This window comes from Dysgonomonas sp. 511 (assembly GCF_010501105.1).
Classification (GTDB): domain Bacteria; phylum Bacteroidota; class Bacteroidia; order Bacteroidales; family Dysgonomonadaceae; genus Dysgonomonas.
The window spans coordinates 227,641-247,011 of record NZ_QVMQ01000001.1 but is presented as its reverse complement, the minus strand read 5'-3'; the positions used below and the strand labels follow the sequence as shown (position 1 = coordinate 247,011).

General features: G+C 43.1%; 17 protein-coding genes. 5 read left to right on the top strand and 12 right to left on the bottom strand.

Annotated features, from left to right (window positions below; genetic code table 11):
• Window positions 1–308: 308 nt before the first annotated feature.
• From D0T57_RS01035 to D0T57_RS01020, 4 genes are all read right to left on the bottom strand, one after another.
• Entirely contained in the window at window positions 309–596 is a 288-nt protein-coding gene (locus D0T57_RS01035) for a hypothetical protein (protein ID WP_163269977.1), read from the bottom strand.
• Between the two features lie 408 nt (window positions 597–1,004).
• Window positions 1,005–1,880 carry a carbon-nitrogen hydrolase gene (locus D0T57_RS01030; RefSeq protein ID WP_163269975.1) on the bottom strand — a complete coding sequence of 292 codons (876 nt, stop codon included), beginning with the start codon at window positions 1,878–1,880 and terminating at the stop codon, window positions 1,005–1,007.
• A 10-nt stretch (window positions 1,881–1,890) separates the two neighbouring features.
• Window positions 1,891–2,115, bottom strand: coding sequence for a hypothetical protein (locus tag D0T57_RS01025; protein ID WP_163269973.1), 225 nt, complete (start codon window positions 2,113–2,115; stop codon window positions 1,891–1,893).
• A 12-nt stretch (window positions 2,116–2,127) separates the two neighbouring features.
• Window positions 2,128–3,165, bottom strand: a complete 1,038-nt coding sequence (locus D0T57_RS01020; protein WP_163269964.1) for an agmatine deiminase family protein — start codon at window positions 3,163–3,165, stop codon at window positions 2,128–2,130.
• Window positions 3,166–3,875: 710 nt separating this feature from the next.
• On the opposite strand from D0T57_RS01020, the gene pta reads away from it, so the two are divergent.
• The 4 genes from pta to D0T57_RS01000 all read left to right on the top strand — a co-directional run bounded on the left by pta (window position 3,876) and on the right by D0T57_RS01000 (window position 9,342).
• Window positions 3,876–4,883, top strand: coding sequence for a phosphate acetyltransferase (gene pta / locus D0T57_RS01015; RefSeq protein WP_163269962.1), 1,008 nt, complete (start codon window positions 3,876–3,878; stop codon window positions 4,881–4,883).
• A gap of 117 nt (window positions 4,884–5,000) precedes the next feature.
• Window positions 5,001–5,966 (top strand): 3-hydroxyacyl-CoA dehydrogenase family protein, encoded by a 966-nt coding sequence (locus D0T57_RS01010; protein ID WP_163269960.1) that lies wholly within the window; start codon window positions 5,001–5,003, stop codon window positions 5,964–5,966.
• 4 nt (window positions 5,967–5,970) lie between these two features.
• Window positions 5,971–7,176, top strand: coding sequence for an acetate kinase (locus D0T57_RS01005; RefSeq protein WP_163269958.1), 1,206 nt, complete (start codon window positions 5,971–5,973; stop codon window positions 7,174–7,176).
• Window positions 7,177–7,350: 174 nt separating this feature from the next.
• Window positions 7,351–9,342 carry a KUP/HAK/KT family potassium transporter gene (locus tag D0T57_RS01000; protein ID WP_163269955.1) on the top strand — a complete coding sequence of 664 codons (1,992 nt, stop codon included), beginning with the start codon at window positions 7,351–7,353 and terminating at the stop codon, window positions 9,340–9,342.
• On the opposite strand, the gene D0T57_RS00995 is transcribed toward D0T57_RS01000, so the two are convergent.
• From D0T57_RS00995 to D0T57_RS00965, 7 genes are read right to left on the bottom strand one after another with little or no spacing between them, the layout of a single operon-like run.
• Entirely contained in the window at window positions 9,319–10,386 is a 1,068-nt protein-coding gene (locus D0T57_RS00995; RefSeq protein WP_163269953.1) for a M20 family metallo-hydrolase, read from the bottom strand. The two genes, D0T57_RS01000 and D0T57_RS00995, sit on opposite strands and share 24 nt — an antisense overlap.
• Window positions 10,387–10,397: 11 nt before the next feature.
• Window positions 10,398–11,069 (bottom strand): 2-C-methyl-D-erythritol 4-phosphate cytidylyltransferase, encoded by a 672-nt coding sequence (locus D0T57_RS00990; protein WP_163269951.1) that lies wholly within the window; start codon window positions 11,067–11,069, stop codon window positions 10,398–10,400.
• A gap of 2 nt (window positions 11,070–11,071) precedes the next feature.
• Window positions 11,072–11,824, bottom strand: coding sequence for a hypothetical protein (locus tag D0T57_RS00985; RefSeq protein WP_163269949.1), 753 nt, complete (start codon window positions 11,822–11,824; stop codon window positions 11,072–11,074).
• A complete protein-coding gene (gene xseB, locus D0T57_RS00980; RefSeq protein WP_163269947.1) occupies window positions 11,821–12,018 on the bottom strand; it encodes an exodeoxyribonuclease VII small subunit in 198 nt (65 codons plus the stop codon). The genes D0T57_RS00985 and xseB overlap by 4 nt, the downstream gene beginning before the upstream one ends.
• Window positions 12,019–12,029: 11 nt before the next feature.
• Window positions 12,030–13,079 (bottom strand): WG repeat-containing protein, encoded by a 1,050-nt coding sequence (locus D0T57_RS00975; RefSeq protein ID WP_163269945.1) that lies wholly within the window; start codon window positions 13,077–13,079, stop codon window positions 12,030–12,032.
• A 1-nt stretch (window position 13,080) separates the two neighbouring features.
• Window positions 13,081–14,448, bottom strand: a complete 1,368-nt coding sequence (gene xseA, locus D0T57_RS00970; RefSeq protein ID WP_163269943.1) for an exodeoxyribonuclease VII large subunit — start codon at window positions 14,446–14,448, stop codon at window positions 13,081–13,083.
• Window positions 14,448–15,887, bottom strand: a complete 1,440-nt coding sequence (locus D0T57_RS00965) for a S8 family serine peptidase (RefSeq protein ID WP_163269941.1) — start codon at window positions 15,885–15,887, stop codon at window positions 14,448–14,450. The genes xseA and D0T57_RS00965 overlap by 1 nt, the downstream gene beginning before the upstream one ends.
• 145 nt (window positions 15,888–16,032) lie before the next feature.
• Here D0T57_RS00965 and D0T57_RS00960 point away from each other — a divergent pair, with 145 nt between their 5' ends.
• On the top strand, window positions 16,033–17,325 hold the full coding sequence (locus D0T57_RS00960) for a uracil-xanthine permease family protein (RefSeq protein WP_163269939.1): 1,293 nt from the start codon (window positions 16,033–16,035) through the stop codon (window positions 17,323–17,325).
• Window positions 17,326–17,463: 138 nt separating this feature from the next.
• Here D0T57_RS00960 and rpsA read toward each other — a convergent pair whose 3' ends face one another.
• The gene (gene rpsA, locus D0T57_RS00955) at window positions 17,464–19,260 is read right to left on the bottom strand and encodes a 30S ribosomal protein S1 (RefSeq protein WP_163269991.1); all 1,797 of its coding nucleotides are present in this window, start codon (window positions 19,258–19,260) and stop codon (window positions 17,464–17,466) included.
• Between the last annotated feature and the right edge of the window lie 111 nt (window positions 19,261–19,371).

The following is a 19,371-nucleotide window of genomic DNA, read 5'->3' as shown; positions in this document are numbered from 1 at the left end:
TATATATTATGAATCCTATTGCTGATAAAAACCAAGAGAAATATAAACTGGCTGCATGAAACAAAAAGGGTAGGTCAATTTACTTTTGACACACCCTCCTTTTGGTTTTTAGAAATTATAATATTCTGGCTATTAAGCTTTATTTTGGAATTTATTGATAGCTTATAAGCAAGATGTTACCTTCCTACTAACTTGAATATCTAGCCCGTACCTTATATAGATAATTATCGTTTTGTGATATTAATCGAAACGAGTAATTGTAAAGCTAGACTAGGAGAAATATTGTAAATTTCTTATTGTCCAGAAACCTAGTTGATATATTTAGCTGAGATAATTTCAAATTTTTGTATATGGCCATTGCAGTAATCTTCAATATTTCTTTCTCCAGTACCAACTGTTACTGATACAGTATACCATTCTCCTCCATTTGTAACTCTTAATGTAACTTGAATAGGACGATTTCCTTTGTTAACTACCCGAACACAATGTGTTGATGCATATTTTTTTATGGAGCATGATATATCATCTATAGGACTTGCATAGCTATTAATACCAAATCCAACCAATGCTATTAAAATTATTAAATATTTTTTCATTTCATTCTCATTTTACGTCCAATCCTTATTTGGACAATAATTATTAATTTGTGAATTCTCTTTGTCCTCATTCTACTTCCCATACACACATAAAAAAAGCGCGGACAATTACTGTATTATCTATTTTCTAAGGTTTTCGACTACCTTGTCACCAAATAAACGAGTAAAGCCCACGCCGATACGGCGCGAGCATCATCGCTTTACTCTTGGTGACTTTGTGAAATTGTCGAAGTTTCAGAAAACCAGAATAAAAGCTAGACGCTTTTTCCAATATATTTTAAAATGTGCGTATCAATTACGCGTTTTATTTCATAGGCAAAAAGTTTGATTTAGTGGTAAAAATACGAATTTTATGTTAAAAATCAATAGTATTGTTGTAAAATACCAGAATTCTAATGAATATAATCTTTAGTCAACAAACCGCTTCGTTATATCCCCGAAATAGTCGATACGCCTGTCGCGGAAGAAAGGCCACCAACGGCGTACCTGTTCCGAGCGTTTCATATCCATCTCCACTACCTGCACTTCTTCCCTATCGTTCGATGCCTGCCATAGCAATTCCCCCTGAGGACCAGCCACAAAACTATTTCCCCAGAAAGTGATGCCATTCGTCTGTCCCGATGGGTCGGGCTCGTAGCCCGTGCGGTTTACGGATACTACGTGCAACCCGTTGGCAACAGCATGCCCCCGCTGCGATATAACCCATGCTCCCAGCTGGCGCGATTTCTCATCATCCGCGTCGGTCGATTCCCAGCCGATGGCCGTAGGGTATATCAATATATCGGCTCCAGCCATAGCCATCAGGCGGGCGGCTTCGGGATACCATTGATCCCAGCAGACCAATACACCAAGTTTTCCTACCGATGTCTCTATCGGCTTGAATCCTAGATCGCCGGGTGTGAAGTAGAACTTTTCGTAGTATGCAGGATCGTCGGGGATGTGCATCTTACGGTATTTCCCTGCTATTGTCCCATCTTTTTCCATTACCACGGCTGTGTTGTGGTAAAGTCCCGGCGCGCGACGTTCGAATAGGGAAAGGACTATGATAACGCCCAGTTCTTTAGCCAATACGCCGAACTCGTCAGTAGACGGGCCAGGAATAGTCTCCGCCAGATCGAAAATGTTGGTGTCTTCTACTTGGCAGAAGTACAGCGAGTTATGTAGTTCTTGCAAGACGATAAGCTCAGCACCTTGGCTGGCAGCCTCCCTTATCTTGTTTTTTAGTCCTTGTATATTCTTTTGTATATCAGGCGTATTGGCCTGTTGTATCAATCCCACTTTCATCTCTTGTTGTTTAATCTGGTAATTTAATAGTGTCGGGCGACATGTCTATATGTTTTTCAAACTCTTCTATCCTCAGTTGTATGTCATCCAAGAACTCTTGCGAGCATCCTGCTTCCTTTGCATTTTGATGATACTGTTTCAGCAAAGGGAGGAAAAGAATATCATTCCCCGAAAACACCATTGCCGGCACATCATTCCTGAGGCATCTGAAAAGTAATGCTTTTTGGTCTTTCATAACAAACGGCTATTAAAGGTAGATTTCAGGATATTGCATCGTAACGCAATGCAGCGACCCATGCTGACGGATTAGTGGCGAACAGTCTATGCCGATTATCTCCCTGTTTGGAAAAGCTAACCTTAATTGCCCTAATGCAATGTCGTCCGTATCCTTATCGTTATAAACCGGAACAAGAACCGCATTGTTCATTATCAGGAAGTTGGCATATGTAGCAGGCAGGCGGGTATTATCTTCGTCGTAAACCGCCTTTGCCATAGGCAGGGCTATCAGCTTGTATGGTTTGCCTGTATAGTCGGCAAACGATTTCAGTTGTTCTTCCATTTTAGCCAATGCCTCGTAATGCTCGTCGGCTTTATCCTCACATTTTACATAGGCGATTGTATGTTCGTCACAAAAACGTGCCAAAGTATCGATATGGCTGTCGGTATCGTCTCCTGCCAGATACCCGTGATCGAGCCATAAAACGCGATCGAGCCCAAAGGTGTCTTTCAGATAATCTTCCACGCCATCTTTCGATAAATAAGAATTACGGTTTGGAGAAAGGAGGCATTCCGATGTGGTGAGCAATGTCCCTTTTCCGTCCGATTCTAAAGCACCGCCTTCGAGTACAAAATCTTTGCGATTGTCAAGCTCCACATCTTTATTGAAAATACCCTTCGAAAAGAACCCTCGCGTGATTTGGTTATCATAGTTGGATGCGAACTTCAACCCCCATCCGTTGAATGTGAAATCGTAAATATGCATTTTCCCATCTTTGAGTACAGATATCCCGCTATGGTCGCGTGCCCATGTATCATTTGTCGGCAGTTCTACAACTATAAGGTTTGCCAACAAGTCTTTGTAGCCGCGCAACTCATATTTTACAAGCTCCATATTGTAGCAAACCACTATCAGTTTTTGCCTTTTCATTATCTCCACGGCAATTTGTACAAAGCATTGGGTGACTTCTTCGAGCATATAGCCCCAGTCCGTATCAGCGTGAGGCCATGTCAGTTGTATGGCGCTTTGAGGATACCATTCGGGCGGCAAAAGTATAGGACGGTTCATATTTTTTCTAGTTATATAATTGTATTGTAAGTCAATTCTTCATTATGCTGCTGGGCACTTGTGTTTATTTGTATCCGAAAAAGTAACACAAGTAACATCTTTTCGTTGCTTTTTCCTTGTCCCGTTTTCTTTAGATGTAAGTGAGCAAGGCACAAGTTCATATTTTTCAGCACCCAACTCGTTAACTCGTCTACTGGTATTTTGTATCTCTTCCAAAAAGTAACACTTGTACATAGTACATGACAAAAATTAAAATTATTGTAATATTAGCATTGTAGGGGCGAATTATCATTCGCCAGTCGGTTGTGTCGGGCGAATGATAATTCGCCCTCATTACTTTTTTATTGTTACTTTTTTCTCTCCCTTGCCGTGGCTTTGCAGCCCTCTCTCCCTTTGGAGAGAGCGGGGAGAGCGGTGAAAAAAGTAACACATTTTCCATCCTTTTCTATAAAAGCCGGTTTATGCCTAACCGTTACTTATACAAAGATATTATTTAAAACTGCGAATATCAAACAAAAACTATTCCGTATTCTCCCCAGAAAATATTCTTTAATAATTTTAAACAGGCTCTATAGTTTAAAATATTTCACAATGGGGATAATATTTCTTGGTAAAAATGTAATCTCTAGTTTGCATTTTTACTACATTTGTGTTCTCTAATATAATATAGATAAATTTATTCCGGATAAATATTAAAAATCAAATATATAATGGACTTAATTAAACAAATTGTAGAAAAGGCAAAATCGGATAAACAACGTATTGTTTTGCCTGAAGGAACAGAAGAAAGAACTCTTAAAGCAGCCGATCAGCTTATCGGCGACGGTGTTGCAGATATTATTCTTGTGGGAAACCTGACCGAAATCAACGAATCGGCAGCCAATCTGGGACTTAAAAATATTGCTAAGGCTACAGTTATTGATCCCAAAAACTATGAAAAGAAAGAAGCTTATACCAACCTGCTTTTCGAATTGAGAAAGGCAAAAGGTATGACGATAGAGCAAGCTGCAAAACTGGCGGAAGATCCATTATATATTGCCTGTTTGATGATAAAGAGCGGCGATGCCGACGGCGAGATAGCAGGAGCGCAAAATACAACAGGCGATGTGCTTCGTCCTGCATTGCAAATCATAAAGACAGCACCCGGTATAAGTGTTGTTTCGGGAGCATTCCTTATGTTTACTACCCAGAAACAATATGGAAAAGACGGCCTGCTTGTTGTTGCCGACTGTGCGGTAACGCCCGATCCTACAGCGTCGCAACTAGCCGAAATAGCAGTAGCTACAGGCAATACTGCGCGTGCTTTGGTGGGCGAAGAACCTCAGGTTGCCATTCTCAGCTTCTCTACCAAAGGCAGTGCAAAACATCCGCTGGTAGACAAGGTGATAGAAGCTACCACATTGGCTCAGAAGCTAGACCCCACAATGAATATCGACGGCGAATTGCAAGCCGATGCTGCACTTGTGCCATCGGTCGGACAGCAAAAAGCCCCCGGCAGCAAGGTCGCAGGCAAGGCAAATGTACTTGTATTCCCATCTCTCGAAGTAGGTAATATCGCATACAAACTGGTTCAACGCCTGGGTAATGCTGAGGCAGTCGGCCCCATCCTTCAGGGAATGGCGGCGCCGGTACACGACCTTTCGCGCGGATGTTCGGTCGGCGATATTTACAACATGGTAGCCATTGCCGCAAACCAGGCTATAGCAGCAAAGAAATAATATAGACAATTGTGAGTTATAAGTTATGGATTATGAGTTGGCAAAAGCTGCGAACCCGTAATTTGGAACTAATGGCTCATAATTTATAAATTACAAATTATAACTCAAACAATACTTATGGCAGAAATCATAGAACCAATTGAAGAATACGGCCTGAGCAGCAAGCATAAGAAAAGGTCGCTCTTCTCGAAGATAGGAGTAGTTGGTTGCGGGCGCGACGGAAGGCACATCGTTAGCCTGACTGCGCTTTCGGGCATGGAAGTTGTCTTTATCGAAGTTTCCCAGGAAAGAATAGAAGAAGCAGTAAAAGATATCAGCAACGGGCTGGATACCAAAATAGAAAACTGGGGGCTTACCCAAAGCGAAAAGCGCGCCACAATGGGACGCATAAAAGGTTCGCTGGACTATAACGACCTCAGGGGATGCGATTTCGTTATCGAATGTATCCGCTACGAAGCCAATGGCGAACGCAGTACCGAACTAAGGAAAGAAGTGTTCCGCAATCTGGAGCTGGTTTTGGCCAATGATGCTATAATAGCCACCAATGCCACTACAGTAATCATCAGCGAACTAGCGGCAGACCTCAAGTTTAAAGAACGCTGCATAAGCCTCCATTTCCCTATATCGCACAGCGAAGCCCGTTTGCTCGAAATAGTAAGGGGAACCTTTACTTCCGAAGAGGCAATAGAGAAGATAAACCTCTTTGCCAAAATGATAAAACACACACCTGTCCCTGTACACGAAAGCAGTGGGCTGGTTAGCTTCCGCTTGTTGATCACTATGCTGAACGAAGCGTGTGAAACATGGATGGAAAACGTGGCTTCTCTCGAAGATATAGATAAGGTGTTTACCATTATCTACGGGCAACGCTATGGTATCTTCCACCTGGCTGATATTATCGGTATCGAGAAACTGGTAATGATGATGGAAGATATGTTCCACGAATATGGAGATAAAAAGTACAAGGCTTCGCCTGTGCTGTGGCGTCTCTACCGTTCCAAGCAGCTTGGCAAATCGTCGGGTAGAGGCTTCTATATTTACGATGAGAATGGCAAACAACTGGGTCCTAACAAATTAATTTAACAGCATGAAGATATTAGTACTGAACTGTGGTAGTTCATCCATCAAATATAAGTTCTTCGATATGAAGAGCAATGAAGTACTTGCTCAGGGTGGAATAGAAAAGATAGGGCTGAAAGGTTCTTTCCTGAAAGCTCCGCTTCCGAATGGCGACAAACTGATTCTCGAAGGTGAAATACTCGAACATCAAGCCGGAATAGAATATATACTGGGAGTTCTTACCAACGATAAATACGGATGTATCAAGTCGTTGAGCGAAATAGATGCCGTAGGTCACCGTGTAGTTCACGGAGGTGAGGAGTTCAACAGCAGTGTATATATTACCGACGAGGTGATTAAGAAAATGGAAGAGTGTATCGAGCTGGCTCCTCTTCACAATCCGCCTAACCTTGCCGGTATATATGCCGTAAAAGAACTGATGGGAGACATCCCTCAGGTTGGTGTATTCGATACGGCTTTCCACCAGACAATGCCTGCTAAAGCTTATATGTATGGCTTGCCTTATTCACTCTACGAGAAGTATTCTATCCGCCGTTATGGTTTCCACGGAACGAGCCACAGGTATGTTTCTAAGAAAGGATGTGATATTCTGGGCGTACCATTCAAAGAGCAACGTATCATTACGGCTCATATCGGAAACGGAGGCTCGCTTGCCGCCATCAAGAATGGTAAGTCGATAGATACATCTATGGGTATGACTCCGGTAGAAGGCTTGCTGATGGGTACCCGTTGCGGCGATGTAGATGCCGGAATAGTATCTTATGTGATGGAAAAGGAGAATATCGGTACGCAGGCTATCTCTACCCTTGTGAACAAACATAGCGGTCTGCTGGGTATATCAGGGGTGTCGTCGGATATGCGCGAACTGCGTGCAGCCATCGATTCGGGCAACAAACGCGCCGAACTGGCTTTCGATATTTTCTGTTACCGCATAAAGAAATACGTAGGCGCTTATGCTGCTGCATTGGGTGGTGCTGATGTCCTGATGTTTACCGGAGGTATCGGCGAAAACGTATCCCTCGTAAGGGAGCTTGTATGCGCAGGTATGGAATACATGGGCATAGAAATAGACAAAGAGAAGAACAATGAGATACATGGCGATGAGGCTGTTATAAGCACTCCTGAGTCTAAGGTGACCGTAATGGTTGTTCCTACCGATGAGGAATTTATGATTGCATCGGATACGATGGAAATCGCAAATGTGAACAAATAATTTATCATTCTGTTTTATCTGGTTGGCAGCAGGGCTTTTGTCCTGCTGCCTCTTTTTCTATAGTATAGGCAAAATAAAAGCGGAAATATGCACTCCTGTAGCAACAATATTGTATGTTCATTGTTCTTTTTTAAGTAACTGTTAGTAAATAACACAGTCTTGAAACAGGTAAAAATGAAAGAAATTCACAGTAAAGTCCCCTTTTCCGCTTTAGGGGTAGTTTTGGCAATCGGAATTGTTTTTGGTGATATAGGGACATCGCCTCTTTATGTGATGAGGGCGATATTGTTTGCCCTGCCCGACGGACAGCTTAACAGGCCAGATTATATATTGGGCGCTGTTTCGTGTGTGATATGGACTTTGACTATACAGACAACTCTCAAGTACGTAATAATAACCCTCCGGGCGGATAATAAAGGCGAAGGCGGTATCCTTTCGCTCTATGCCCTTATCCGCCAGAAATACCGCTGGGCTTATATATTGGCGGGAATCGGAGCGGCTACCCTGTTGGCCGATGGCATTATTACTCCTGCCATGACTGTAATGTCGGCTATAGAAGGGCTGAATACCATTGCCCCACATATACCGGTTATACCTGTTACCATTGCTATTGTGCTCCTGCTGTTTCTTGTGCAGCCTTTCGGTACGGGGTCGTTGGGTAAATATTTCGGGCCACTGATGATTGTATGGTTTGGTATGATGGCTATTGTCGGGCTCAGCCAGTTGGTGACCGACTTTAGTGTGCTTCGCGCATTCAACCCTATGTATGCTGTCAATTTCCTTATAGAAGTTCCTCAGACGATGTTTATGCTCGGTGCTATTTTCCTTTGTACCACGGGGGCAGAAGCACTTTATTCCGACCTTGGGCACTGCGGCTTGAAGAATATCCGCATATCGTGGATATTTGTAAAGACTGCGCTTATTATCAACTATCTGGGGCAGGCTGCATGGATTATCAACAGCAGCAGCGTGACGCACGATGTGAATCCGTTCTTTGCCATGATGCCGCAATGGTTCAGCCTGGTAGGAGTGATAATGGCTACATTGGCGGCTATCATTGCCAGCCAGGCGTTGCTGAGCGGGTCGTTTACCGTAATCAGCGAAGCTATCTCATTGAATATATGGCCTAATGTAAAGATTGAATACACTTCGGATGTAAAGGGGCAGCTCTATATTCCGTCTATCAACTATATAATGATGGTGCTGTGTATCATTATAATACTTACGATGCAGTCGTCGATGAAACTCGAGGCTGCCTATGGTTTGGCTATAACCCTGAGCATGCTGATGACCAGCGTCCTTTTATTCCTGTATTTCCAAAGAAATAATAAGCCTCTATGGTTCAGCATACCGCTTACCCTGTTTTTCGTTGTTATAGAGTTCAGCTTCTTCATTGCCAATATGCAGAAATTTGCTCATGGCGGATTTGTGCCTATCATCATAGCCGGCATATTGGTATTCCTTATGTATTCGTGGTACAATGGACGCCGTATCAAACGCCGCTATACGATTTACGACCCTGTAGACGAGAGATATATCAACCAGATATTGAAGATAAGCGAAGACGTCTCTATACCGAAAGCGGCTACCCATCTTGTCTATATCGTTAAGGCAAACAATAAGGATTATCTGGAAAGCAAGATTGCTTATTCACTCTTCAAGCGCACACCTAAGCGAGCCGATACTTATTGGTTTGTACGCATCAAGAGAACCGATGAGCCTTACGAGTTCAGTTACGAAACTACGGTTTATGCCTCAAAGAAGATATTCCGTATAAACGTGCGGGCAGGATTTAAACTTGGTATCCATACCGACAAATATGTAAACCTGATAGCCAACGAACTGGAAAAGCACGGCTTGGTCGATCTTAATACCCGCTACCCTTCGTTGCAGGACGCCATCGACAAGCGGGGCGACTTCAAGTTTATGGTTGTAGACCGCATTTTCCGCAATGTGCATATGAATCCTTTCCGCAGGATAATACTAAGTTGCTACAACCTTGTGAAGCGGCTCAGTACTTCAGATGTGCAGATGTACGATATCGACCCTTCGCTGGCGGTGGTAGAGAAAGTGCCGTTGAGGCAGGCCGACCATGCTGAGAGTGAACTTAAACTCCTGCTCACACAGTCGGAAGATGCGATGTCAGACACGCAATCCATCGAGTAGCTTTACATATAACTCTATCGCTTCGCGAATCTCACTGAGCAGGATATATTCGTTGGCAGTGTGCGAGCGAGCCGAATCGCCCGGTCCCATTTTAAGGGTAGGGAAGGGCATAAAAGTCTGATCGGATAGGGTAGGCGAGCCATATGGTTCTCTACCTATCATTACAGCCCGTTGCACAAAAGGATTTTCCAAAGCAATGCGCGAAGAGTTCAGTCGGAAAGAACGGGGCTTCACATCGCAGCCGGTCTGTTTGTCTATTATGTTGAAAATTTCTTCGTTGCTGTATAGTTCGTTGCTGCGTATATCTACTACAAACTCGCATTTGTCGGGCACTACATTGTGTTGAGTACCTGCATTTATCATCGATACGGTCATCTTTACTGCGCCAAGCAGTTCGCTTACTTTCGGAAATTCATACGTGCGGAACCACTCTATATCTTTCATCGCCTTATAGATGGCATTTTCGCCCTCATTCCGTGCGGCGTGCCCTGCTTTCCCGTGCGATACGCAATCGACGACAAGCAACCCTTTTTCGGCAATCGCCGGATTCATGCCGGTTGGCTCGCCTACAATGCCAAATGCTATTTCAGGTAAGTTGGGAACAACGGCTTCGGCTCCTTCCCTGCCCGAAACTTCTTCTTCGCACGATGCCAGAAAGATGAGGTTGTAATCCTGTTTTTTTGCAGTGAGGAAGAAGAACGCATGCAACAGCGACACGAGGCTTGCCCCTGCATCGTTGCTACCTAAACCATATAAGGTGTCATCGTCTATTTCAGGGGTGAAAGGGTCTTTTGTCCAGCCCGATACAGGACGTACTGTGTCTATATGCGAATTGAGAAGGATAGTCGGCTTTGCTTCGCCGAAACCTTTACTCAAAAGAATGAGGTTGTTTCCCTTGCGCAAAGGTTTGTATCCCATACGCTCCATGTAGGAGGCCATCTTATCTGATATTTCTCGCTCTTCCCTGCTGAAAGATGGAGTGGATATCATTTCTTTCAGTAGGTCTATTGCGTTGTAATACAGTGCGTCTATATCGTATTCCATATCTAATGTTTCTATCCTTTTGCTATCAACTCGCCCAGTTTCAAATCCAAAGGAGTCGTTATCTTTATATTGGTCACTTCACCTTCTACCAGATGTATATTAACACCTATATTTTCTACTACCGAAGCATCGTCGGTAAATGTATTTTTATATTCTGCCTGGTAGGCTTTTTTCAATATATCGACAGAGAAGACCTGTGGGGTCTGTACCATGCGGATTTTCGAGCGGTCTATTATCTTACTTCTATCTTCGGATAGAACTTCCCTCAGGCTATCTACCGAATTTATAACAGGGATAACAGCATTGTATAATTTTGCTGATTCGAAGCATCGCCTTATCATCTCTACAGACGCAAACGGCCTTACTCCGTCTTGCACGGCAACGAGACCTCCTTCTATCATTTCAAGCCCATTCTTTACCGAATGGAAGCGGGTTTCGCCACCTGTAGCAATCCGATGAGGTAATGAGAAATTATATTCTTTACACAATTCCATCCAGTAATCCTGATGCGATTGGGGCAGTACGAGTACAATGTTAATATCGTTGTCGAAATGGTAAAAGGCCTCGATGGTGTGCATAAGGACAGGCTTGCCGCATATCGGCAGGAATTGTTTGGGTATATCGCTGCCCATCCGCAGCCCTTTGCCTCCGGCTACTATGATTACGTTTTGAGTGGGTTGCATATCTATTGCTTTTTCTGTCTTGTAATAAAATAATCAATGCCATTGCCGTGATACAGAATGGGTTCCATATATGCCGCATCTGCAATGTCGCTAAACGTTATATTGGGTTTATCTGTCTCCTTTCCCAACTTCTGCCCCATTTGGGTATGCACTACTATCAGTTCTGTATCATCCAGTGTATATTTGCGGACAGTACCAATGAGAGATGGAATAACGACCTTTAAATATCCATTCGATCCTGAACCATAATAGGTAGAATCATTTGATATGTGGACTGGGTAATCTTGCCTTTCATAATAAATACTGTTCTCTTTGATTTCTATTCCTTTTACTTTATTGCTGAATTTACCCCACATAAAACTTGTGGTTTTGAACAGTTGTAAATCTGTGTTTTCGGAAACTATCTTTTTATATATTTGCCTGTACATTTCTTTTAGTTCTGTCTCGCAATCATCCTGGATCAGAAAAACAGAGTCGGCTATAATCGTTTCCAGCGGATTCTGAAACCGGTCGTATTTCGTTATATATGCTTTTATATACCAGTTCATCTCGTCGCTGTATATATCGCCCAGCGAATTTATATCTTCGCCAGCCGGAGGAAAATGCATATTCCTGAATATCTGAAAATCGACAGACACAATGGTGTCGCCACACATGCCTACCGGAAAGACCTTGAACAGGTACGCATTTAAACAAGCATTTGCCGATAAGCAAATCGCAACAGAGGAGAGGAACAGCAACAACAGTTTTTTCATTCTATCTTGTCCAGTATTTTTTGTATTTCAACATTGGTCTTTTGCAGTTTATCTTTACAAAACTTGATAAGCGTGGCAGCACGCTTTACCTCTTCCAATAGTACGTCTACATCCAGTTCTTCGTTTTCTATGCGGTGCATTATATCCTGTAGTTCGCGCATAGCCTCGCCATACGATTGTTCTTTCTTTGCCATATGCTTATTCTTTATCCCAGAAATTTTGCTATTAGTAATGCTATAAAAGCAATGATTGCGCCAACCATTATGGTCGCCTTTACTTTTTCTACAATGGTGTATTCCCGTCCAAGTTGTATTTCTGCTTCTCCCTTGCCATTCAGGTAGTATGCCCGGCGGGCTTCACCTTCTACAAATACCAGCCCATCGGAGAAGTTGTGTGCTTTCTTAAATTGTATGGGGATAACCTGATTATTGTCTTTGTCAATAAATCCCCATCTTTTGTTGATGCAGACAGCAGCCAGCCCTTCGCGAAAAAGGCGCATCTTATCATATCTGAAAGGGATGATTTCTTTCCCTTCTTTATCTATTACGCCCCATTTCCCCTCTTTCTCTACCGGCAACAAACCTCCTGAGTATTTATAAGCGGCATCGTCATAAATCAGGGGTACTATTTTTTTTCCTGCTTTATCCATCACTCCGTATTTGTCGTCTATATCTACCACGATGAGACCTTCACTGCATTCGTTGGCAGAATTATATTGGATAGGAACTACAATATTTCCTTGCGCATCTATACCACCGCTTTTACCATCTTTGGCTACTTCGGCTATGCCTTCGCTAAAGGCAATGATGTCGTCATAGATAAAAGGGATTGTCTCGTTGCCATCTTTGTCTATCACCCCGGCTTTATCTCCTTTGAATACTGTGCATAAACCTTCACTGAACCAGTTTACTTCATCGTAGAGAAATGGGATGATAACTTTCCCTGCCTTGTCGATAAATCCCCATTTGTCATCTTTCTTTACTCCGCTCATACCTTCGGAAAAAGAATCGGCATCCTGATATTCCTGTAAGTTGATAACTTCCTTTCCGGTTTTATCAATAAATGCCTTATATTTTCCCTTTACTACATAGGCAAGCCCTTCGCAGAATGGATAGCCAGTATCGTATTTGCAGGGGATAACCAGTTCGCCCGATTTATCGGCATAGCCTAAGCCTGACTGCCGGGCAATTTGAACCATGCCATCGCTATAGTCGAAGGGAAAGAGATAGGTGAGGGGCTTTTTATTTTCGTCCATATTATTCTACTATTGAATCTGTTTTTCCATTGGCAAAGACTGTGGTGATGCGGTCGCCTTTTTCCAGAGTCTTATTTTCTTTCACTACTTTACCATTTTTCATGGTCAAGGTGTAGCCTTTTTTCAGTATGTTTTCGGGTGATAACAACTGTAAATGCTTTTGCTGCATCTCCAGTTTTTTGTCTTCGTCTTTTATTAATTGCAGTGTGCTTCTGTTCAGCGATTCGCCTAAACGCACGATGGTGTCGTTCAGCGATTTGGTTATTTGCTGCGATTTGTCGGTCAACCCATCCTGGAGCAATGAAAGCCCATTGCTGTTTTCCCTAATTATACGCTGCAAATCTTTGGTTAATATATTTTTTGCCGACGACAAAAATGCTTCCTGCTCTCTCTGCCAGCCTTTTAATATAAAGGTGTTTTTAGTCTCGAAAACGCTCAATTTCACAGCCTCTTCCTGAAGATGCTGCGTGACAATAGATGCAATATTGGCGGAAAAGTTTTCCAGTTCCACCGCCGTTTCACTCATATTGTCGATTAGGAATTCGGCTACTGCTGTCGGCGTTTTTGCCCGTGTATGGGCTACGATATCCAATACTGTTTCGTCGCGTTCGTGTCCTATTCCGGTGATGATTGGTAGCGGGAATTGTGCGCAACTGGCAGCCAGCAGATACGAATCGAAGCTGCTGAGGTCGGAAGTTGCTCCTCCACCCCGTATTATAACTACGGCATCGAAGCAGTCCGAATTATCATATATGCGTTCCAGCGCAGCGATAATCGAACTCTCAGACCGGTCGCCCTGCATTATTGCCGGAAAAAGCTTTGTGTAGAAAACAAAACCGTATAGGTTCTTACCCAATTGGTCGAGGAAATCTTCATAGCCGGCGGCAGTAGGCGAAGAAATCACCGCAATACGGTTGGCAGGAACAGGCAATTCCAACTCCTTATTGAGATAGAGGACACCATCTTCTTCCAGTTGCTTTAGTATTGCTGCACGGTTGAGGGCTTGGTCGCCTAGTGTGTAAGCGGGGTCTATATCGTGCACTGTAAGGCTCAGCCCATATACTTCGTGAAACTCGATGCTTACCTGTACCAATACTTTCAGCCCTGAGGAGAAAGGTTGCTTTGTAGCTCCTTCGAAATAGGCCTTGAGCAAAAAGAAGGTATTTGCCCATATCATGCCGCGCGCCTTTGCGAGCATCGCCTTGCCTGTGCGGTCTTTTTCTATAAACTCCAGATAGCAATGCCCGTTTTGGTTGACACGCACATCGCTGGTTTCGGCTCTTACCCAAACCATTTCGGGCAGGTCGGCTTGAAGAACAGCCTTTATCAGGCTGTTCAGTTCATAGAGGGAAACCGCATTCTGGCTCATTATTTCTTTTTAGACTTTGCTTTTTTGTCCGATGGCTGTGCTGCTTCCATTGCTTTTTTCTTTGCGTCTACTTTGGCCTGCGCTATTTCCATCGCTTTGCCCATGTCGGGAATACCATAACCATAGTCTTCGTCGAATGATTCGTATTTGTTAGACGATTCGCGTACTACGCTGATTATCTCCTTGTTGCTCAGTTCGGGGAATGCCTGCCACAAGCAAGCCAACATACCGCACATGATAGGTGATGAGAATGATGTGCCGCTGCTTACGGAAACCAGTCCTTTGTCGTTGACCACGGTAGACCATACGCCAAGTGCCATTACATCGGGTTTTACTCTCAGATCGGCAGTCATACCGCGCGAACTGAAACGTGCTACGGTAGAATCTTTCTGAACTGCACCTACTGTAACTATATTGATTGCATCGCTCGGAGGCGTGATCTTTCTCCATTCCGAATCGCCTGAATTACCTGCACTGATGGAAAGCAACATACCTTTGTCGGATGCCCTGTCGGCTGCGCGCGAGATATGTGCTGTTTTTCCGTCTATGTCGGCATGTGTATAACTCTGTGCCGGAGCATCGAAGTTGCTGTAGCCCAGCGATGTGTTTACCACATATACACCTACACTGTCGGCATATTCGATGGCGGCAACCCAGTAATCTTCTTCGATAGGGTACTCGCTGCGTCCGTCTTCCGAATTGAACAGCCAAAAACTGGCTTCGGGAGCTGTGCCTACAAATTGCATCGGCTTGTTGGCTCCTATGCACGACAATACGCTTAGCCCGTGCTGTGCGCCGTTGGCAAACATATCAGGGTGCTGGTATATAAAGTCTTTAGAGCCTTTTATGTCGAGGTTGTTGAGCATCTCTATTTTGTGGAAATTGTTGAACCCACCGTCGATAACAGCAATGTCCATCCCTTTTCCTTTGAAGCCTGCTTTATGAAGGGCTTGCCCGTTGTTCATCTTTATATTTTGTAGTCCTTTGCCATAATTGTTGCCAAAAGAGATCGTTTCTTTTGCGGGATACGATTTTATGGAATCATTCTTTGCAGCCGATTCTACGTATGGCTTGCCTCTCCATGCCAGCACAACGTCTTTCACGAATGGCAACTTTCTGTATTTTTCCACTATCGCCGTGTCGGTGCAATGTACAGCTACGCTATTCAGCCATTTGCTCTTGGCTACTATTACGCCGCCTACAGCTTCTATCTTTTTCAGGTAGTCGGTCGAAATAGGCAAATCCGATTCATCGATGGCGATGCCATATTTAGCCCTTCTCTCTATTGATTTTGCGGAAAGAAATTCTTCCGGCTTGTTTATCGAATATGATGTTTTGCCCTTATCCTTGAGTAATAAGCGGAATTTGTACTCGTATTCTTGCGAGAATGCGTTTGTAGTAATGAACAATATGCTTAGCAGCAAAATGATTTTTTTCATAATGATAAAAAGTTTTTTTACAAAAATAAGGAATATCAGTGTTAAGTTGCCCGATTGAGAGGAATATTTATGTTTTATACGAAAAAATGGTATTGGCTTAGAGAATTATTATACTTTTATTTGTTTAAACAAAATAGAGATGCCGATGAAATACGATGTGGATGAAAAACTAAAGCCGGGGGCAATGCTGCTTTACGGGCTGCAATGGTGGGTGGTTACTATACCTGCCGTTATAACAATGGGGCTAGTGCTAGGCAAAACTCATTTTGGCGGCGATGCTGCTGCACAAGCCTTTTATATGCAGAAGTTGTTCTTTATTATGGGGGCGACACTATTGATGCAAATGTTGGCAGGGCACCGGCTGCCTCTGGTGATAGGGCCGGCTTCGGTGTTGCTGATAGGGATACTGGCTTCGTTGTCGGCATCGGTGGCTTCGATATATACAGCAATTATTATAGGAGGCATACTGCTGACGCTGATAACTGTGTTTGGACTGCTGAAATATTTTGAGCGGGTATTTACTTCGAGGGTAATAATCGTGATTATGCTGCTGATTCCCATAACCCTTGGGCCGACAATTGTCAATCTGATTTTTAAAGACACCTCATCTGCCGTTTTCGACCTGCTTTTCGTCCTTATTACAAGCATAGCTCTTTTGTTGCTCAATCATCTGTTGAAAGGGATGTGGAAGTCCATCACATTGGTTATCGGTATATTGGTTGCTTCATTGGCTTACAATATAATGTCTACAGAAGGCTTGCCTGTAATGCAGGATGGGGTAGGGCTTGCCGGTAAAGCCCAGTCCTCGTTATTCATTGCCTTGGAGTTTGATGCAGGGGTAATCCTGGCTTTTGTCTTTTGCACGATAGCCCTTATGATAAACGAGTTGGGTTCGATACAGGCTGTAGGGCAAATGGTAAATGCCAAAGATTTGCAGAAGCGTCAAGACCGCGGAGTGGCTGTAATGGGTGTTTCCAATATATTCGCAGGCTTTCTGGGGGTGGTCGGGTCTATCGACTATTCTTCGAGTCCCGGAATAATAGCATCTTCAGGGTGTGCTTCTCGTTTTCCGTTTATCCCTACTGCAATTTTGTTGATTATCTGTGCATTTACCTATCCTTTGATCGAACTTCTGCTTTCTATTCCCAATGTGGTGATGGGTACTATCCTGTTGTATGTTATGATCAGCCAATTTTCGGCAGGATTGGGGATGTGTGTACGCAATAAGGCTGTTGCCGATTTCAACGACGGGGCTATAATCGGCTTGCCTCTAATGGTTGCCATACTTATATCTTTTATGCCTAAAGAGGCTTCGGCGCAGATACCATCGTTGGTACGCCCTATATTATGCAATGGCTTTGTAATGGGAGTGATAACTGTGTTTCTGATGGAGCATATCGTGTATCCGAAAAGGAATGGGGCTAAAGAAAAGTTGTAGGGTGAAATAGCCTCTTCTTGAATTTAAAGCACTGATGATTTTGTGCTAATTGTTTGAATACGAGTGTTTTCACTTAATAAAATAAGCCATCCTGTTCAGGATGGCTTATTTCTAATTATAATAAGAGATTAATCTTTCTTATTTAGCATCTCCGCCCGAAAGTTTCTCTTTCAAAGCAGCAAGCTCTTCAATATCACCTAGAGTTGTTTTCTCCATGTTAGATTGAGGAAGGGCTTCTTCTTTCTCTTTCTTCGCAGCTCTTTTAGCTTTCTTTTCTGCTGCAGCTTCTTTAGCTTCAGGTTTTTCGTCTTCGAACACGCGGCTGTGAGAAACAATGATACGTTTAGAATCCTTGTTGAATTCAATTACTTTGAATTCTAGTTTCTCGTCAACTTTGGCTTGCGAACCGTCTTCTTTTACTAAGTGTTTTGGAGTAGCAAAACCTTCAACACCGTAAGGAAGAGAGATTACAGCACCTTTGTCTACCATTTCTACAACTGTTCCTTCGTGTACAGAACCTACTGTAAAGATAGTTTCGAATACATCCCAAGGGTTTTCTTCAAGTTGTTTGTGGCCCAGGCTCAAACGACGGTTGTCCTTGTCTATTTCAAGCACTTGAACTTCGATATCAGCTCCTATTTGAGTGATTTCGCTAGGGTGTTTGATTTTCTTAGTCCAAGAAAGGTCTGAGATATGGATAAGTCCGTCTACACCTTCTTCTATTTCAGCAAATACGCCGAAGTTAGTGAAGTTGCGAACTTTTGCAGTATGCTTGCTTCCCACAGGATATTTTTCTTCGATGTTTTCCCATGGATCTGGTTTCAGTTGTTTGATACCCAGAGACATTTTGCGCTCGTCGCGATCGAGTGTAAGTACTACAGCTTCTACTTCGTCGCCCACTTTCATAAAGTCTTGTGCGCTGCGTAGATGTTGTGCCCAGCTCATTTCCGAAACGTGGATCAAGCCTTCTACACCAGGAGCTATTTCGATAAACGCACCATAGTCTGCCATAACTACAACTTTACCTTTCACCTTGTCGCCAACTTTAAGTTCTGCGCTAAGAGCATCCCAAGGATGTGGAGTAAGTTGTTTCAAGCCGAGAGCGATACGTTTCTTGTCGTCGTCGAAGTCAAGTATAACAACGTTGATTTTTTCATCCAGTTTAACCACTTCTTCAGGATGTTGAACACGTCCCCAAGAAAGGTCTGTGATATGGATAAGTCCGTCTACGCCGCCAAGGTCGATAAATACACCATAAGAAGTGATGTTTTTAACTGTACCTTCAAGCACTTGTCCTTTTTCGAGTTTCGAAATAATATCTTTCTTTTGTTGTTCAAGTTCAGCTTCGATAAGAGCTTTGTGCGAAACAACAACGTTTTTGAATTCATGGTTGATTTTCACAACTTTAAATTCCATTGTTTTACCAACGAATACATCGTAGTCGCGGATTGGTTTCACGTCGATTTGAGAACCTGGCAAGAATGCTTCGATTCCGAATACATCAACGATCATACCACCCTTAGTGCGGCATTTGATAAATCCTTTGATAATTTCGTCTTTTTCAAGAGCTTCGTTGACACGATCCCAAGAGCGTGTAGCACGTGCTTTCTTGTGCGAAAGGATTAGCTGTCCTTTTTTGTCTTCCTGGCTTTCGATGTAGACTTCTACATCGTCGCCGATTTTCAGATCCGGGTTGTAACGGAATTCGTTCATAGAAACAACACCGTCTGATTTGTAACCGATGTTAACAACAACTTCACGTTTGTTCATAGCGGTTACTTTACCCATAACCACTTCTTTGTCGTTTACTTTGTTCAACGACTGGTCATAAGTTTCTGTTAATTCTTCTCTGCTTTTCGCTGAATAAGAATCACCTTCTGCATACGCATCCCAATCGAAATCTTCGATTGGTTGTACATTTTTTAAATTATCAATCATTCAAAATTCGATCTGGCGCCTGTCCTGATCAGTATCATTAAATTGTTAAACATTTATTTTGCTTCAAAAAGCGGTGCAAAGATACTGTTTTTCAATATATAATGCAAT

Bases quoted from the DNA above. Each gene is read 5' to 3' on its own strand.
- D0T57_RS01035 (WP_163269977.1), bottom strand. From the start codon at position 596: ATGAAAAAATATTTAATAATTTTAATAGCATTGGTTGGATTTGGTATT.
- D0T57_RS01030 (WP_163269975.1), bottom strand. From the start codon at position 1,880: ATGAAAGTGGGATTGATACAACAGGCCAATACGCCTGATATACAAAAG.
- D0T57_RS01025 (WP_163269973.1), bottom strand. From the start codon at position 2,115: ATGAAAGACCAAAAAGCATTACTTTTCAGATGCCTCAGGAATGATGTG.
- D0T57_RS01020 (WP_163269964.1), bottom strand. From the start codon at position 3,165: ATGAACCGTCCTATACTTTTGCCGCCCGAATGGTATCCTCAAAGCGCC.
- pta (WP_163269962.1), top strand. From the start codon at position 3,876: ATGGACTTAATTAAACAAATTGTAGAAAAGGCAAAATCGGATAAACAA.
- D0T57_RS01010 (WP_163269960.1), top strand. From the start codon at position 5,001: ATGGCAGAAATCATAGAACCAATTGAAGAATACGGCCTGAGCAGCAAG.
- D0T57_RS01005 (WP_163269958.1), top strand. From the start codon at position 5,971: ATGAAGATATTAGTACTGAACTGTGGTAGTTCATCCATCAAATATAAG.
- D0T57_RS01000 (WP_163269955.1), top strand. From the start codon at position 7,351: ATGAAAGAAATTCACAGTAAAGTCCCCTTTTCCGCTTTAGGGGTAGTT.
- D0T57_RS00995 (WP_163269953.1), bottom strand. From the start codon at position 10,386: ATGGAATACGATATAGACGCACTGTATTACAACGCAATAGACCTACTG.
- D0T57_RS00990 (WP_163269951.1), bottom strand. From the start codon at position 11,069: ATGCAACCCACTCAAAACGTAATCATAGTAGCCGGAGGCAAAGGGCTG.
- D0T57_RS00985 (WP_163269949.1), bottom strand. From the start codon at position 11,824: ATGAAAAAACTGTTGTTGCTGTTCCTCTCCTCTGTTGCGATTTGCTTA.
- xseB (WP_163269947.1), bottom strand. From the start codon at position 12,018: ATGGCAAAGAAAGAACAATCGTATGGCGAGGCTATGCGCGAACTACAG.
- D0T57_RS00975 (WP_163269945.1), bottom strand. From the start codon at position 13,079: ATGGACGAAAATAAAAAGCCCCTCACCTATCTCTTTCCCTTCGACTAT.
- xseA (WP_163269943.1), bottom strand. From the start codon at position 14,448: ATGAGCCAGAATGCGGTTTCCCTCTATGAACTGAACAGCCTGATAAAG.
- D0T57_RS00965 (WP_163269941.1), bottom strand. From the start codon at position 15,887: ATGAAAAAAATCATTTTGCTGCTAAGCATATTGTTCATTACTACAAAC.
- D0T57_RS00960 (WP_163269939.1), top strand. From the start codon at position 16,033: ATGAAATACGATGTGGATGAAAAACTAAAGCCGGGGGCAATGCTGCTT.